At 72.3% G+C, this 15,285-nt stretch carries 8 protein-coding genes; 3 read left to right on the forward strand and 5 right to left on the reverse strand.

The genetic code is table 11. From position 1 onward, the window contains the following. Nucleotides 1-473: 473 nt before the first annotated feature. A complete protein-coding gene (locus ACH4DZ_RS12675; protein WP_398287093.1) occupies nucleotides 474-1,022 on the reverse strand; it encodes a MarR family winged helix-turn-helix transcriptional regulator in 549 nt (182 codons plus the stop codon). Nucleotides 1,023-1,169: 147 nt separating this feature from the next. On the opposite strand from ACH4DZ_RS12675, the gene ACH4DZ_RS12680 reads away from it, so the two are divergent. Next, nucleotides 1,170-2,441, forward strand: a complete 1,272-nt coding sequence (locus tag ACH4DZ_RS12680) for an MFS transporter (RefSeq protein WP_398287726.1) — start codon at nucleotides 1,170-1,172, stop codon at nucleotides 2,439-2,441. 31 nt (nucleotides 2,442-2,472) lie between these two features. On the opposite strand, the gene ACH4DZ_RS12685 is transcribed toward ACH4DZ_RS12680, so the two are convergent. Both ACH4DZ_RS12685 and ACH4DZ_RS12690 read right to left on the reverse strand, forming a co-directional pair. After that, nucleotides 2,473-4,131 (reverse strand): SpoIIE family protein phosphatase, encoded by a 1,659-nt coding sequence (locus ACH4DZ_RS12685; protein WP_398287094.1) that lies wholly within the window; start codon nucleotides 4,129-4,131, stop codon nucleotides 2,473-2,475. Nucleotides 4,132-4,258: 127 nt separating this feature from the next. Further along, nucleotides 4,259-5,626: an NAD(P)/FAD-dependent oxidoreductase gene (locus ACH4DZ_RS12690; protein ID WP_398287095.1), complete on the reverse strand. Its 1,368-nt coding sequence runs from the start codon at nucleotides 5,624-5,626 to the stop codon at nucleotides 4,259-4,261. Nucleotides 5,627-6,005: 379 nt separating this feature from the next. Between ACH4DZ_RS12690 and ACH4DZ_RS12695 the strand changes: the two genes are divergently transcribed. Beyond that, nucleotides 6,006-6,827: a TetR/AcrR family transcriptional regulator gene (locus ACH4DZ_RS12695; RefSeq protein WP_398287096.1), complete on the forward strand. Its 822-nt coding sequence runs from the start codon at nucleotides 6,006-6,008 to the stop codon at nucleotides 6,825-6,827. 455 nt (nucleotides 6,828-7,282) lie between these two features. Beyond that, nucleotides 7,283-9,190 (forward strand): sigma-70 family RNA polymerase sigma factor, encoded by a 1,908-nt coding sequence (locus ACH4DZ_RS12700; protein WP_398287098.1) that lies wholly within the window; start codon nucleotides 7,283-7,285, stop codon nucleotides 9,188-9,190. On the opposite strand, the gene ACH4DZ_RS12705 is transcribed toward ACH4DZ_RS12700, so the two are convergent. Beyond that, nucleotides 9,170-12,619, reverse strand: a complete 3,450-nt coding sequence (locus tag ACH4DZ_RS12705; protein WP_398287099.1) for a BTAD domain-containing putative transcriptional regulator — start codon at nucleotides 12,617-12,619, stop codon at nucleotides 9,170-9,172. The genes ACH4DZ_RS12700 and ACH4DZ_RS12705 overlap by 21 nt on opposite strands. Nucleotides 12,620-12,811: 192 nt before the next feature. Continuing rightward, nucleotides 12,812-14,905: an asparagine synthase-related protein gene (locus ACH4DZ_RS12710; RefSeq protein WP_398287100.1), complete on the reverse strand. Its 2,094-nt coding sequence runs from the start codon at nucleotides 14,903-14,905 to the stop codon at nucleotides 12,812-12,814. Nucleotides 14,906-15,285: the final 380 nt, after the last annotated feature.

Below are 15,285 nucleotides of genomic sequence, written 5' to 3' on the forward strand. Positions count from 1 at the left end.
TCACCCTCTCGGGCTTTCCTCCGGGCGCTTCCCTTCGGTCTTGCTGTCTTGCGTTTCCGACTCTATCAGACCGTTTCCGGTTCCGATTTCCTCGGCGCTTTCCAGGTTTTCGCTTTCGCGTTTCCCTTTCCGGCGGTGTCGACTCTATCAGATCCTTTCGGGCCTGACTCCCAGTCAACCGGGTTTGCCGTTGCGGCTGTTGGGCCGTTCCGACGTCCAAAACTTTAGCGGATCCTCTCGGCAGTTCCTAATCGGAGCCGCCGACCCCAAATCGAAAGCAATTCGGGCACGCCGAATTGAATCTCGTTGGGAGATCGAGCTGGTGGTTTGGTGGGCCGCAACTGCGGCGGAGGCGCTGTCGCAGAACCGTTACGGCTCCATGGCAACTCGAAGAACCTTACGGATCCGCGAGGGGAGTGTCAAGTCTCCCCATGGTGGCCGTCCGGCAAACCCCAACTCGGCCTGCTCGGGCCTCAGTCGAGGTCGGTGAGCCGGCCGCCGGCGTCCGGCTGTGCGTCCTCCACACGTCGCAGCAACCGGGTCAGTACGTCTTCCAGAGCACCGCGCTCCGCCTGTGAAAGGTCCTGGAGCAGGTCCTCCTCGAAGACGGTGGCGAGGCGCATGGCCTCAAGCCACTTGTCGCGGCCCTCGTTCGTGAGCTCCACGATCACGCGTACCCGGTTGGACTCGTCGCGCTCCCTGGTGACGAGACCTTCCCCCACCATCCGGTCGATCCGGTGGGTCATGGCTGCCGGGGTGAGGCCGAGCCTCTTCGCCAGGTCACTGGGGCCCAGGCAGTAGGGCGCTCCGGAGAGGACCAGCGCCTTGAGGACCTCCCACTCGGCGTTGCTGATGCCGAGGGCGGAGGTCTGACGGCCGTACGCGACGTTCATACGGCGGTTGAGGCGGCCGAGCGCCGAGACGATCTTCTCGACCTGGGGGTCGAGGTCCCGGAACTCGCGCTGGTACGCGGCGATCTGCTCGTCCAGCGTCGGCTCGTTCGCGGCGGGGGTGTCACCCATGGCCGCAGTATGGCACGCGCCCGCTTGGCATTGAAGTCCTTCGGGATGTATTGTTTAGCTTCGAACTTTAGCTTCGAAGTCTTCACGCCTAACTCCTGAGAGAGGCGTAAGACTTCTTGATCAAGGCAGGTGAAAGTGACCAGGGCGATGGGCGCGGAGATGCGCCGGATCCATGTGGGCAACGCACTCAGCGCGTTCGGGCTCGGCTTTACCGTCCCGTATCTGTACGTCTATGTGGCGCAGGTACGGGATCTCGGTGTCATGACGGCGGGTCTCGTGCTCGCTGTCTTCGCCGTGGCCGCGCTCGTGGTGCTGCCGTTCGCCGGGCGGGCCATCGTCCGGCGGGGGCCGATGCCCGTGCTGCTCCTCGCCCTGGTCACCGCCGCCGTCGGCTCGCTGAGCCTGGGGCTGGCGAGCAGCTCCACGACCGTACTGATGTCGGCTGCCGCGCTCGGCGCCGGGCAGGCCGTGATGCAGCCCGCGCTGGCGACGATGATCGTCGACTGCTCGACCGCCGAGACCCGCTCGCGCGCCTTCGCCACCCAGTTCTTCCTGCAGAACCTCGGTCTCGGGGTCGGCGGGCTCATCGGCGGTCATCTCGTCGACGCCTCGCGGGCCAGCTCGTTCACCCTGCTGTTCGCGATCGAGGCGGCGATGTTCCTGCTGCTCGTGGTGGTCATGGCGACCGTACGCATGCCGCGGGCGCCCAGGGTCGAGGGTGCGCCGGGGCAGGCCAGGGGCAGCTGGAAGCAGCTGCTCGGCAACCGGGCCATGGTGCAGCTGTGTGTGGTGGGCTTCGTGCTGTTCTTCGCCTGCTACGGGCAGTTCGAGTCCGGGCTGAGCGCGTACGGCGTCGAGGCGGCCGGTATCTCCACGTCCGCGCTCGGGACGGCTCTCGCCGCGAACACGGCGATGATCGTCGTCGCGCAGTTCGCCGTGCTGAGGTTCGTCGAGCGGCGCAAGCGGTCCCGGGTGATCGGCGCGGTCGGGCTGATCTGGGCCCTCGCCTGGGTCATCGCCGGGTACGCGGGTCTCGGGCACGGCAGCCAGGCCATGGCGACGGCCGCGTTCGTGTCGACGTACGCGCTGTTCGGGCTCGGGGAGGCGATGCTGTCGCCGACCGTGGCTCCACTGGTCGCGGATCTGGCGCCGAGCGGGCTGGCAGGACAGTACAACTCGGCCTTCGCCCTGGTGAAGCAGCTCGCCCTCGCGGTCGGTCCGGCGGTGGGCGGCCCGATGGGTGCCTCGCTGCACGCCCCCTACATCGTGACGTTCTTGCTGTTCTCGCTGGGGATCACGTTCCTGGCGGTGCGGCTGGGGCGGCAGCTCACTCCCGTGCAGAACCAGCCCTCGCTCGCGAAGAGCCGGGTCGTGGTGCGGGGCGGGGCGTCCGCGGAGTCGGTGCGGACCGCGGCCTGACGGGCCCGGCGGGGCACGCGCGGCTGCCGGGTCAGGTGGTGCGGGGGAGTGCGAACTCGCACCACACCGCCTTGCCGCCGCCCGGAGCGCGGCGGGAGCCCCAGTTCGAGGCGATCGTGGCGATGATCGCGATGCCGCGGCCGGACTCGTCGGCCGGTTCGGCGCGGCGGCGGCGCGGCAGGTGGTCGTCGCCGTCGGTGACCTCCACGATCAGCCGGCGGTCGGTGCGGCGCAGGCGCAGGCGCATCGGCGGGGTGCCGTGCTGGAGGGAGTTCGCGACGAGTTCGCTGGCGGCGAGTACGCCGAGGTCGTGCAGGTCGGGTGCGAAGCGCCAGCTGGTGAGGACGCCGGAGGCGAACGCACGCGCGCGTGGGGCCGCTTCCGTGCCGCCGAGCAGCTCCAGGGCCGCGTTGCGGAAGAGGTCGCCGTCGGGGCCCGTACGCGCCGGGTGCTGGAGGACCAGGACGGCCACGTCGTCGTCGTGCTCGGCCGTCACGCCCATGGAGCGGACCAGCCGGTCGCAGACCACCTGGGGGGTGCCGCTGGCGCCGGCGAGTGCGCCCTCCAGGGAGGCGATTCCCTCGTCGAGGTCCGCGTCCCGGCGCTCGACCAGACCGTCGGTGTAGAGGACGGCGGTGGAGCCGGGGCCCAGCGGCACCGAGCCGGAGGCGTGCATCCAGCCGCCCGTGCCGAGCGGGGGTCCGGTGGGCTCGTCGGCGCGGTGGACGGTGCCGCTCTCGTCGCGTACGAGGATCGGGAGGTGGCCCGCGGAGGCGTACACCAGCCGTCCCTCGTTCGGGTCGTGGACCGCGTACACGCAGGTGGCGATCTGGTTGGCGTCGATCTCCATGGCGAGGCCGTCGAGGAGCTGGAGCACCTCGTGCGGGGGCAGGTCCAGGCGCGCGTACGCGCGGACCGCCGTACGGAGCTGGCCCATGACGGCCGCCGCGCGGATCCCGCGGCCCATCACGTCGCCGATGACGAGGGCGGTACGCCCGCCGCCGAGGGTGATCACGTCGTACCAGTCGCCGCCGACCGCGGCCTCCGTGCCGCCGGGGTGGTAGGTCGCGGCGACGCGCAGGTCGTCCGGCTCCTCCAGTTCCTGGGGGAGCAGGGAGCGCTGGAGGGTGACCGCGGTCTCGCGCTGCCGGCGCTCGCTGGCCCGCAGCCGCTCGGCGGCCTCGGCGTGGTCGGTGACGTCCGCGGCGAAGATCAGTACGCCACCCCCTTCAGGGGTGGCCGACACCTCGACGGGGGTGCACGTGAACGTGTACGAGCGGCCGCCGGGCACCTTGCGGGACTTGACCGTACGCGGCTTGGAGCTGCGCAGGACCTGGTCCAGGAGCGGCAGGAGGCCGATCTCGGCCAGCTCGGGCAGCGCCTCGCGCGCGGGTTCGCCGGGCGGGCGGACTCCGAAGGCGGTCACATAGGCGTCGTTCACGTACGCGAGGCGGTGCTCGGGCCCGTGGACGAGTGCGACGAGGGCCGGGATGCGGTCCAGGACCTCACGGACCGGCAGCTCGTCCACGGCGGGGGCGAGCGCGACCGAGGTCCCCTCGGCGGTCGGCCGCTCGGCGCGTGCCGCGGGCACGGAGCTCTCCGAGGGGAGTGCCGTGGACAGTCCGTCGGCCCGCGCCGCCGTGCGGCGCTGCGTTCCGGGGAGCCGAGCGCTCCAGCGCGTGAAGTTCACTGTGGGACAGGCCTCGTGGGATCGAAGGGCGAGCGGTCGGCCCGCCCATGGTCGTGATGGACCAGTGTGTCCGACGGGACCGACATTCGTCAGACGCCGGTCCCGCGGGCGGAGTTCCTCACTCCGGTCAGGACGACCCCTTCGGGTGGTCCTGGGGAGGCTTTCCACCGGCCGCGAGTTCGAACTCCGCGCGGGGATGTTCGAGCGAACCGAGAGAGACGATCTCTCTCTTGAAGAGACCCGACAGGGTCCACTCGGCGAGCACGCGGGCTTTTCGGTTGAAGGTGGGCACCCGGCTCAGGTGGTAGACGCGGTGCATGAACCAGGCAGGGTATCCCTTCAGCTTGCGCCCGTAGACGTGTGCGACACCCTTGTGCAGCCCCAGGGAGGCGACCGATCCCACGTACGTGTGGGAGTACGTCTCCAGCGACTCGCCGCGCAGGGAGCGGGCGATGTTGTCGCCGAGGACCTTCGCCTGGCGGACCGCGTGCTGGGCGTTGGGGGCCGTCTCCGTGCCGGGCCCGGACGCGGTCACGTCGGGCACGGCGGCGGCGTCGCCCGCTGCCCACGCGTGCGTGGTGCCGTCCACGGTCAGCTGGGCGGTGCACCTCAGCCGGCCGCGTTCGTTCAGCGGCAGGTCGGTGGCCGCGAGGATCGGGTGGGGCTTCACGCCCGCGGTCCACACGACCGTACGGGTCGGGAAGCGGGCCCCGTCGCTGAGGGCGGCGACACGGTCGGTGCACGAGTCGAGCCGGGTCCGCAGGCGTACGTCGATGTTGCGGCGGCGCAGCTGGGTGACGGTGTACTTGCCCATCTCCTCGCCGACCTCGGGGAGGATGCGGTCCGAGGCCTCGACGAGGATCCACTTCATGTCGTCGGCCTTGACATTGTGGTAGTAGCGGCAGGCGTAACGAGCCATGTCCTCCAGCTCGCCGAGCGCCTCCACTCCGGCGTAGCCGCCTCCTACGAAGACGAAGGTCAGGGCGGCGTCGCGGATCGCGGGGTCGCGGGTGGAGGAGGCGATGTCCATCTGCTCGATGACGTGGTTGCGCAGACCGATGGCTTCCTCGACGGTCTTGAAGCCGATGGCGAACTCGGCGAGACCGGGGATCGGAAGGGTGCGCGACACGGAGCCGGGGGCCAGCACCAGTTCGTCGTACGAGAGCTGGTCGGGGCCCGTGCCCTCCTCCTCGGTGGCGAGGGTCACGACGGTCGCGGTGCGCTTGGCGTGGTCGATCGACGTGGCCTCGCCGATGACGACGCGGCACCGGTCGAGGACGCGGCGCAGGGGTACGACGACGTGGCGCGGTGAGATGGAGCCCGCGGCCGCCTCCGGCAGGAAGGGTTGGTAGGTCATGTACGGGTCGGGAGTGACCACGGTGATCTCCACGTCCCCCCGTTTCAGCTCCTGTTTGAGCTTCCGCTGGAGACGCAGGGCGGTGTACATCCCGACGTAGCCGCCGCCGACAACGAGAATGCGCGCACGTTCCTTCACTCACCCATGACGCACCGGCTACAGGCGTTTGTCCACAGGCCCGTCAATTTGTGTGACCGGCCGCCGAAGACGCGCGGAGCGGTCCGCTCCGCCGGAGCGCGAGGAAGGTTCGCAGGTCAGCAGGTGTGAGCGGGGTGGCATTAGGGGGCGCAACCGGGACGTAACCGGCCCGTACTCCGATCGGGGGGCGCTCCGTGCGGAACCTCCCCCTTCTGAATTGACTCCGCCTCAACTATGTTCGTGTGTCATCGGGGTGTAGGGGGATGCGCTCGACGGGTCCGTACGGCGGGGTCCTACGGCGAAGGTTGTTCCGCTGACTCCGGTCTGTCGATGGCGGGGAGAGTCTCCGGGGGGAGACGTCATTACCGGGGGAACACACATGCATATTCAGGACACTCATTGGACATCCGCGTCCGCCCTTCCAACGGGCGGCGCGACCGGGGCGGCGGCGGGGAACGGACGCGCGGGGGATCTGTCGCGCACCACGCCACTGCGGGTGGACGCACAGCGCAATCTGGAGCACGTACTGCGCGCGGCGCGCGAGGTCTTCGGGGAGCTGGGGTACGGCGCTCCCATGGAGGACGTGGCACGGCGCGCGCGGGTCGGTGTCGGCACGGTGTACCGGCGCTTCCCGAGCAAGGACGTCCTGGTCCGGCGCATCGCCGAGGAGGAGACCTCCCGGCTGACCGATCAGGCACGCTCCGCGCTCGGACAGGAGGACGAGCCGTGGTCGGCGCTCTCGCGCTTCCTGCGGACGTCGGTGGCCTCGGGCGCCGGGCGGCTGCTGCCGCCGCAGGTGCTGCGGGTGGGGGTCGGCGAGGACGGTTCGGTCCTCGACGGGACCGCGGTGCTCGACGGGGCGTCGGTGCGGGACGGGGCGTCGGTGCGCGACGGGGCTCGGGTGCCGCAGCAGCGGTCCCAGACCGGCGGGCCCGATCTGCGGCTCGTGGAGCAGCGTCCGGCTTCCCTCGGGGAGCCGGACGAGGACGACGCCGGGGCGGCCCAGTTGCTTGAGGTCGTGGGACGGCTCGTGGACCGGGCGCGCGGGGCGGGTGAGCTGCGGGCGGATGTGACGGTGTCGGACGTACTGCTCGTGATAGCCACGGCGGCGCCGTCGCTGCCGGATGCTGCGCAGCAGGCTGCGGCGTCTGCGCGGCTGCTGGACATCCTGCTGGAGGGGCTTCGGTCTCGTCCCGCGTAGTCGCTTGGCGCGGGGTCGCCTCCGGCGGGGTGGGGGGCGACTTCGGTCGGGGGTGGCTTCGGTCGGGGGCGTCGGGTGCGGGTTCGTGGGGGTTGAGCGCGCCGTTCCCCGCGCCCCTTGGTGGGGTGCGGGTGCCTTGTCCGGTGCGGGAGCGTGGGGGTTGAGCGCGCCGTTCCCCGCGCCCCTTGGTGGGGTGCGGGTGCCTTGTCCGGTGCGGGGGCGTGGGGGTTGAGCGCGCAGTTCCCCGCGCCCCTGGATGGGGGCTTGGGGGTTGGGGGTGACCTTCCGCGTGACCCTGTCGGGGGTGTGAGTGGGGTTTCGTTGGTTCGTCAAGCCCCGTTCGGGTGATCCATACGGATGAGTGGTTGCTGCGTTCCTGGGGGTAACAGCGGTGGGTGCCTGTGGCACTCTTTCCCGGTGTCCGGGTCCGAGTGTGCAGGCGGGGGCTTTCCGCGATGAGCGTTGACGATCAGGACGAGCCGCTCAGGAGCGCCGTACCGGAAGCTGTTGTTCCGCCGCAGCGCGAGCGGCGAGAGTGGCGTGAGCAGGGTGACGGCGGAGTGCTGCCGCCTCCGGTCGAGCCCGTCGAAGTGCCGCCCGCGGACGCCGAGTTGATCGGCTGGATGCGCTCGGGCGACGACACGGCCTATGAGGAGCTGTACCGGCGGCACGCGGACGCCGTCCGCCGGTACGCGCGCACCTGCTGCCGCGACGCCCACACGGCGGACGACCTCACCGCCGAGGTCTTCGCCCGCATGCTCCAGGCCGTCCGCGGCGGCAGCGGCCCCGAGCACTCCGTACGCGCCTATCTGCTGACGACCGTACGCCGCGTCGCGGCGGGCTGGACCAGATCGGCGCGGCGGGAGCACCTGGTCGACGACTTCGCCGTGTTCGCGGCGCAGGCCGCGCGCGGTTCCGAGATGTCGGACGACACCGCGCCCGCCGGTTCCTTCGGAGCGGGCCACGAACTGGGTGCGGACGTAGAGGCCATGCACGAGGCCGAGCAGTCCATGGCCATGCAGGCGTTCCGGTCCCTGCCGGAGCGCTGGCAGGCCGTGCTGTGGCACACCGAGGTCGAGGACGAGTCGCCCAGCGAGGTCGCCACGCTCTTCGGGCTGGACGCCAACGGCACGCGCGTACTGGCCAGTCGGGCCCGTGAAGGCCTCAAGCAGGCCTATCTGCAGGCCCATGTGAGCGCCACGCTCACCGCGGACGAGGAGTGCGCGCGCTATGCCGACCGGCTCGGCGCGTACGCGCGGGGCGGGCTGCGTACGCGCGCCGAGCGCGGGCTGCGCAAACACCTGGAGGAGTGCGCCAAGTGCCGGCTCGCCGCCGGCCAGATCAAGGACGTCGCGAGCGGTATTCCGGCGGTCGTGCCGGTCGCGGTCATCGGCTGGTTCGGTGCCGCCGGGTACGCGAAGGCGGCTGCCCTCATCGCGGGCGGGACCGGCGCGGCCGGGGCCGCGGGAGCCGCGTCCGCGGCCGGTGGCGGCTCGGCCGGCGCGGGCGCCGGCGGGGCCGCGGCGGAGGGGCTCGGCACGCCCGCGAAGGCCGGGATCATCGCGGGAGTCGTCGCGGCGGCCGTCGCCACGGTGGTGTTCGCGCTCGCGGGCGACGACACGGCCGTGAAGAAGGACGTGGCCGGGCCGCGCCCGCCCGGCCCGGCCGTCGAACCGAACGTGCCGTCACCGTCGCCGTCCCAGTCGCCGCCTCAGCCGCCGTCCCGGTCCTCGAAACCGCAGAAGGCCGAACCCGAGCCCGTGGTGGCCGCGGCGGCGCCCAAAGCCAAACCGAAATCGAAGCCGGCCTCGGCACCGACCCGTACGCCCCCGCCCGAACCCACCCCGAAGCCGAGGCCGACACCCACTCCGGCACCCACACCGAAACCCCCGCCTCCCCCCGCTCCCGCCCCTCCGCCGCCGCCGGCCCCCGAGGACTTCCAGTGGAACGCGCTGGAGTACGGCATCACCGGGGACGGCACCGAGCCCGAGATGCGGCTCGGTGAGAGCAGCTGGGTCTGGCAGCGGTACGGCATGTCCATCGCCGGCAAGCGGTACACGAACGGTGTCACCGTGCGCGGCGCCTCGTCGGTCACCATCGACCTCAACCGCTCGTGTTCCTCGTACGACGCGATGGTCGGCGTGGACGACCTGACGATGGGCCTCGGTCAGGTGCGGTTCTCCGTGTTCGCGGACGGTGTGCGCAGGTGGCAGTCGGGGCTGGTCCGGGGAGGCGGCGCCGCGGTGCCCGTGCACGTCGATCTGACGGGCAGGAAAACGATCCGCCTGGTCGTCGAACCGCACTCCGGCCTCGGCGCGGCGGCACTGGCGGACTGGGCCGACTCACGCTTCCGGTGCCGGTGACGCCCCGGTCAGTTCCTTCAGGACGTCGTCCCGGGTGAGCGCGGCACCGGTGGCGCGCTCGGTGTCGTAGGCCCGGCGGCCGAGTTCGGCCAGCGCCGTGGCCTCGACACGTTCGAGCTCCACCCGCTGGGGCAGGGGGCGCGGGTGGCCTTCCCGCCAGCGGGAGGCGGCCGTGAGAACGCGGACCACGCGCGCGTGCTCGCCGATGCCGGACAGCACTCCGGCCGCCTGCTCGGCCAGGGTGGCGAGGACCCCCTCCGCGCATCTCCCCTCCATGGCCTCCCGCAGGGCGTCGGTCAGCCGGAGCAGCCCCTGGCCGGGACCCGACTCGACCGCGGTGAGAAGACCGTCGATGCCGTTCAGCGCGGCGAGGAACTGCGGTGGCGGGGTGCCCCGGGTCGTCTCCTGGCGGGCCGCCTCGCAGAGTTCGCGCGCCCGGCCGAACTCCCGGTCGTCGACGGCCATCTGGGCCCGTACGAGGAGGACGAACGCCCGTGAGTCCGGCACCGCGTAACGGTCGGCCGCGGCCGTCGCCTCGTCCAGGGCGCTGAGAGCCGCCGCCCGGTCGCCCTCGCGGTAGGCGATCTCGCCGAGCCGGGCGATGAGAAACGGCTTCTCCGCGTACGCCCTCACCTCGTGGGCGAGCCGCAACGCCTCCTGGAACTCCCCCTTCGCCTCTGCGAACCGACTGCGCGCCATGGCCGCCTCGCCGCCCGCGCCGCACACCTGGGCCCGCATCCAGCGGTCGCCGACGCGCAGGGAGACGGTCCGCAGCTCCTTGATGTACTCGTCGACGTACTCCATGCCACCGGGCATGTCGACGGCCACGTGCACGGAGAACAGCAGGGCTATGCCGATCTCCCATTCGCCGCCGTACGCGCGGCAGTTGGCGAGTGAGGCCTCCATCGTCTCGCGCACGCCGTCGGTGTTGCCTGTCAGGAACCCGATCAGCGGCCAGAGGATGCCGGGAAAACTCGCCGCGTCCGGACCGCCGCGCGCCAGCGTGTTCCGCAGTCGTGCGACGTACTCCACGGTCCGCTCTTCCGTCAGCGGCACCTTTCCGAGTTCCGAGGCCAGGAAGATCTGCAGCACCCGCAGCTTGGTACGGACTCTGTGCAGGGGGTGCCCGCTCATGCCCTCCGGATCGGCGAGGAAGGCCCCGACGGGGTCGATGTCGATGCCGAGACGCACTCTCAAGGGGTCCGTCGTGTCGAGGCAGATCGCCAGGGGGTCGATCGAGTCCAGCTGGACCGCGGCGAGGCCGGCGGTGTGGAGGCGGGGAGACTCCGTCCCCACCGGATCCGACGGTGATGGATCCGTCACCGTCGGATCCGTCGCCGCCGCGTCGAGCGCCGCTCCCAGGAGCAGGACCCGGTTGGTCCAGGTCGCGCCCTCCCGGCGGAAGTTGCGCAGCCACCAGAACCAGCCCATGGAGAGGACCAGCGCCGCCGCCTCCGGCTCGTCCGCGGCGAGAACGCTGCGGTGCAGGGCCGCGCGGATGTTGTCCAGGTCGCTCTCCAGGCGGTCGATCCAGCGCAGTTGGTCGGCCGACCGCAGGAGGGGGTCCGCCTCCTCGACCAGCGCGCAGGCCCACGCGCGATGCCGGCGCTCGGCCGCGGCACTCAGTTCGGGGGTTTCGGCGACGCGCTCCACCGCGTACTCGTGGATCGTCTCCAGCATGCGGTAGCGCATAGCGCCGCTGCCCCGCCGCCCGGGTGCCGCGACGATCAGGGACTTGTCGACGAGCGCTCCGACGAGCTCGGCCACGGGCCCGCTGCACACGGCCTCCGCGGCCTCCAGGTCCCAGCCGCCGGCGAAGACGGACACCTCGCGCAGGACGGTCCGCTCGGGCTCGTCGAGCAGGTCCCAGGACCAGTCGACGACCGCGCGCAGGGTCTGCTGGCGGGGCAGGACCGTGCGGCTGCCCGAGGTGAGGAGCCGGAAGCGGTCGTCCAGGCGGTCGGCGATCTGGCGTGGGGCGAGCATCCGCAGCCGGGCGGCGGCCAGCTCGATGGCGAGCGGCAGGCCGTCGAGGCGGCGGCAGATCTCGTCCACGGCGTCGTCGTCGGTGACATCGCCCTCGGGGTGGGCCGCCGCCGCGCGCTCCCTGAAGAGGCGGTGTGCCGGTCCGGGCAGGAGGGGCCCGACCGGGCGCACGGACTCACCGGGCACTCCCAGGGGTTCACGGCTGGTGGCGAGGATCGTGAGCCCCGGGCAGTGGGTCAGGAGCGTCTCGGCGAGCTCGGCCGCCGCGTCGATGACGTGCTCGCAGTTGTCAAGGATCAGGAGTTGGCCGCGCGGGGCGCAGTACTCGACGAGCAGGGCGACCGGGTCGTCCTGCTGGCCCGCCATCTCGTGGGTCATCAGCGCGGTCTCCCGCAGGCCGAGGGCGCTGACGACCGCACCGGGCACCGCTTCCGGCCGGTCGAGCGGGGCGAGCTCGGCCAGCCATGCCTGCGGGTGCCCGGAGGCGGCCTCCTCGGCGAGGCGGGTCTTTCCGGAGCCGCCCGGTCCGGTGAGGGTGACGAGACGGGCCTGGTGCACATCCGAACGAATCGCGTCGAGTTCGGGTTCCCTGCCCACGAAGGAGTCGAGGCGGGGACGGATGTTGCCCGCCGGTTCGGGCTGGGCGGGGGTGAGGACGGGGGCGGGGGCGGGGGCCGCGTACGGGTCCGGGTTCGGCGGGGACGCGGGCGCTCGCTCGGGTGTGGGCCGCGGGTTCAGCAGTTGCGCGTGCAGGGCGCGCAGTTCCGGGCTCGGGTCCGTGCCCAGGCCGTCGGCGAGGGCTCGGCGGGCCCGTTCGTACGCCGCCAGGGCGTCCGCCGGGCGGCCGGTGTCACGCAGGGCCCGGACGAGGAGGGCGTGCAGCGCTTCGTCGTACGGGTGGGTCTCGGTGAGGGCCCGCAGTTCCGGTACGGCGTCCTGGGCGTGGCCGTTGCGCAGATCCGCCTCCACGCGCGCGCGTGTCGCCTCCTGCCGGAGTGCTTCCGGGCGGGTCGCCGCCGTGTCGCGGTCGGGGAGGTCGGCAAGTGCCGGGCCCCGCCACAGGTCCAGAGCCTCGCGGAGGATCCGGGCGGCGGTGGCCGGGTCCGCGTCCAGGCGGGTCCTGCCCTCTTCGACCAGGCGCTCGAAGACGAACAGGTCCACGTCCTCCGGGGTGGCGTCCAGGCGGTAGCCGCCCGGTTCCGAGGTGACGGCGTCCTTGCCCAGGGCTCTGCGCAGGCGGCCCACGAGGGCCTGGAGGGCGGCGGGCGCGTCGTTCGGGGGGTTGTCCGGCCAGATCTCATCGATGAGGGCTTGCGGGGGTGCCGGGTGGGGGGTTCTGAGGGCCAGGGCCGTGAGGAGGGCGCGCAGGCGGGGGCCGTTCAGGGGGAGGTTGTCGCCCTGGTCGTCCGTGGCCTGGGTGACACCCAGAATTTTGTACCGCACGGGGGCATTGTCGCGGGTTCGGTGGGGGTGGCCGGGCTTTTTTCGCCCCCGCCGCCCCTACCCGTTCCCATCACTGACTCGGGGGCGCTGCCCCCGAACCCCCCGGTCCTCAAACGCCGGACGGGCTGAGAGTGCCAGGGGCGCGGGGAACTGCGCGGCCGGCCCCCACCGGACCCGCAGACGAACACACCCCTACCCCCTGCCTGCCCCCGCCCCCAACGCCCCCCGCTGCGGCCGGATCCCCTCCGGGACAGCCCGCTGGCGGGCCGGGGTGCCCGTCCAGCACGTCCCCCGGCGGTCCAGCAGGCGGCGGAGCCACAGTTCCAGGGAGACCAGGTCCGCGAGGCCTTCCAGCGGGAGGGGCTCGCCGTCGGCCGCCGCCCGGAGGGCCTTGCGGACGACGCGTGCCTCGACCAGGCCCGCCTGGGCGAGGAGAGGCGTGTCGAAGAGGGCCACCAGTTCGTCCACGGCGACCCGCAGCCCGGTGCGCGCGGCGGCGTTCGACGACGCGTGGGAGGGTGCGCCCCAGCCGGGCGGCAGGTCCGCCACCCCGGCGCCCTCCAGGACCGTACGGAGGATCGCGGCCCGTGCCCCGGGCTGCACGCGCAGCGCCTCGGGGAGGGCGCGACAGGCGCGTACGACCTGGTTGTCGAGGAAGGGGGCGTGCAGGCGCTGGAAGCGGACCTCAGCGGCCTGCTCCAGGATCCGGAGGTCCGCGGCGTGCCGGGTGAGCGCCGAGCGCGCCCGGAAATCGCCCGGTCGCTGACCGGGACCGACGCTCGCCCGGGTCGTCGCACCCGTCAGGCGAACCGATACTTCAGCGAGGGCCTCACCGGTCAGCCAACGCGCGGCGGGGCCCGGCCTCGCCCACGTGAGCGCGGCGAGGGACGCCCCCACCGCACCCACCGGCTCCTCGAACCGCTTGTGCAGCAGCCGGTCGGCCAGCCCCTCTATGCCTACCAGGTAGGGCGTACGGGACAGTTTGCGGGCGGCGCCGTACACGCGCGCGGGGACCATGACGGAACCGTCGGCCTTCGTCAGGGCCGCGACCGGACGCACCAGGTGGCGTCGTTTGCGGTCCATGAGCAGGTCGGCGAGGCGGGCCGGGTGGGCGTCCAGGACCTGTTTGGCGCCGTACCCGGTGAAGTGGTCCGCACTGCCGGAGGCCAGGCGTGCGCGATGGCGGGCGGCCGTCACCAGGGACGGGCCCGGCTCGTCGGTCAGCGGGCCCTCCAACTCGGCGTAGGGAAGGACCTCCTCGCCGCCGGCCACCACCACGTGGTGCAGTCGCGGGTTGGCGGCGAGCGTGCCGGCCCGTTCCAGTTCGGCCTCCCGGCCCTTCACCACCATGTCGTTGAAAGTGACCGCCAGGAGGCGTTCGCCGGCGCCCGTGCCGTGCCCGAGGACGGTGCCGGGGGCGCCGGGAAGGCCGGCGGCGAGAAGGGCGAGCGTGCCGGAGGCGGGTCCTCCGGAGAGGTCGGCCCCGATACCGGGCACCGGCATACCGCGGGCCGCACGCCTCTCAGCGGGCCCCATGCCGGGTACCGGTCCGGGATCTATGTCAGCTCCCGGTACGTGTCGGGGAGCGGCGAGCCGGGTGCGTACGGCCTCCACGAGGGCGTCCCGGACCCCGTCCACCGCGCTGTCGGCGTCGGCGATGGGGGCCGCCACGGCGAGGGAGGCCACCGGCTCGTACCCGGCGATCTCGCGCGCCCCGGCGCGCAGGATCAGCGCGTGCCCCGGCGGAATACGCCGCACGCCTTCGTAGGGGGTCGAGTCCTGGAGGGCGGCCGGTACGTCGGGAGCCGCGAGCAGGGCCGCCAGGTGCCCGAAGTCGAGGTTGGCCTCGATGAGGTCGGCGAGGGGCAGGGCGGCGGTCGCGTACGCCGTACCGCTGGCCCAAGGCGTGTAGAACACCGGTCTGACGCCTGCCAGGTCGCCGCAGACCATGACACGGCGGCCCACCTGGACAACGGCCGTGTAACTGCCGGACCAGGCCGTCAGATGCCGAAGTGCCCCGCCGCGCGCGGCGAACAGGCCCACGCGCAGTTCCTCGTCGGAGGCGCCGCAGGTACCGAGCACCGCCATGCGGTTCTGGTCGTCGGCCTTGACGACCCGCACCTCGTCGGGACGCCAGTCGCCGACCGCCCAGAGCGGATCGGGGTCGCCCCACAGGAGCTGGGACCCGACCGGATGCACCGTCTCTCCGTCGCCGCCGGTCGCGCCCGCCGAACCGATCGCAGACGCACGGGCGGCGGTGCTGCTCCATCCCACCAACCATCGCATCGCCGCCTCCACAGGCTGTGGACAACCAGTGCACCGCACGAACCGGTCACCATGCTGCCACGAAGAAAGCGCGCCGGAGAGCCGACGGGGCCGCTCGCGCTCCCCGGAGTGCGCCCCTGGGAGATGCCCCCTCGGCGGTGAACTCACGCGCGACGAAAGGCGATCGCGAAGAATTGACTGATGGGCTACGACGTGAATGCGCCCCCGAAACACTCCCCAAAAACGTCCAACGCGCCCTCAAGTACCGTGGTAGACGCGGTTTTTGGCCCCGAGAGGCAGGGGCGATATCAAGCCAAATCAGGGATGGACGGACAGGCTTGCACACGCTCCGTACATGCTGTGCGCAACGCACAGTCCGGGAGGCGGACTCCGCCTCCCGG

This window comes from Streptomyces sp. NPDC017991 (assembly GCF_044328075.1).
In the GTDB taxonomy this organism is placed as follows: Bacteria; Actinomycetota; Actinomycetes; order Streptomycetales; family Streptomycetaceae; genus Streptomyces.

Excerpts from the sequence above, each read along its gene's own strand:
- ACH4DZ_RS12700 (WP_398287098.1), top strand. The coding sequence starts at position 7,283 with ATGAGCGTTGACGATCAGGACGAGCCGCTCAGGAGCGCCGTACCGGAA.
- ACH4DZ_RS12695 (WP_398287096.1), top strand. The coding sequence starts at position 6,006 with ATGCATATTCAGGACACTCATTGGACATCCGCGTCCGCCCTTCCAACG.
- ACH4DZ_RS12710 (WP_398287100.1), bottom strand. The coding sequence starts at position 14,905 with ATGCGATGGTTGGTGGGATGGAGCAGCACCGCCGCCCGTGCGTCTGCG.
- ACH4DZ_RS12680 (WP_398287726.1), top strand. The coding sequence starts at position 1,170 with ATGGGCGCGGAGATGCGCCGGATCCATGTGGGCAACGCACTCAGCGCG.
- ACH4DZ_RS12675 (WP_398287093.1), bottom strand. The coding sequence starts at position 1,022 with ATGGGTGACACCCCCGCCGCGAACGAGCCGACGCTGGACGAGCAGATC.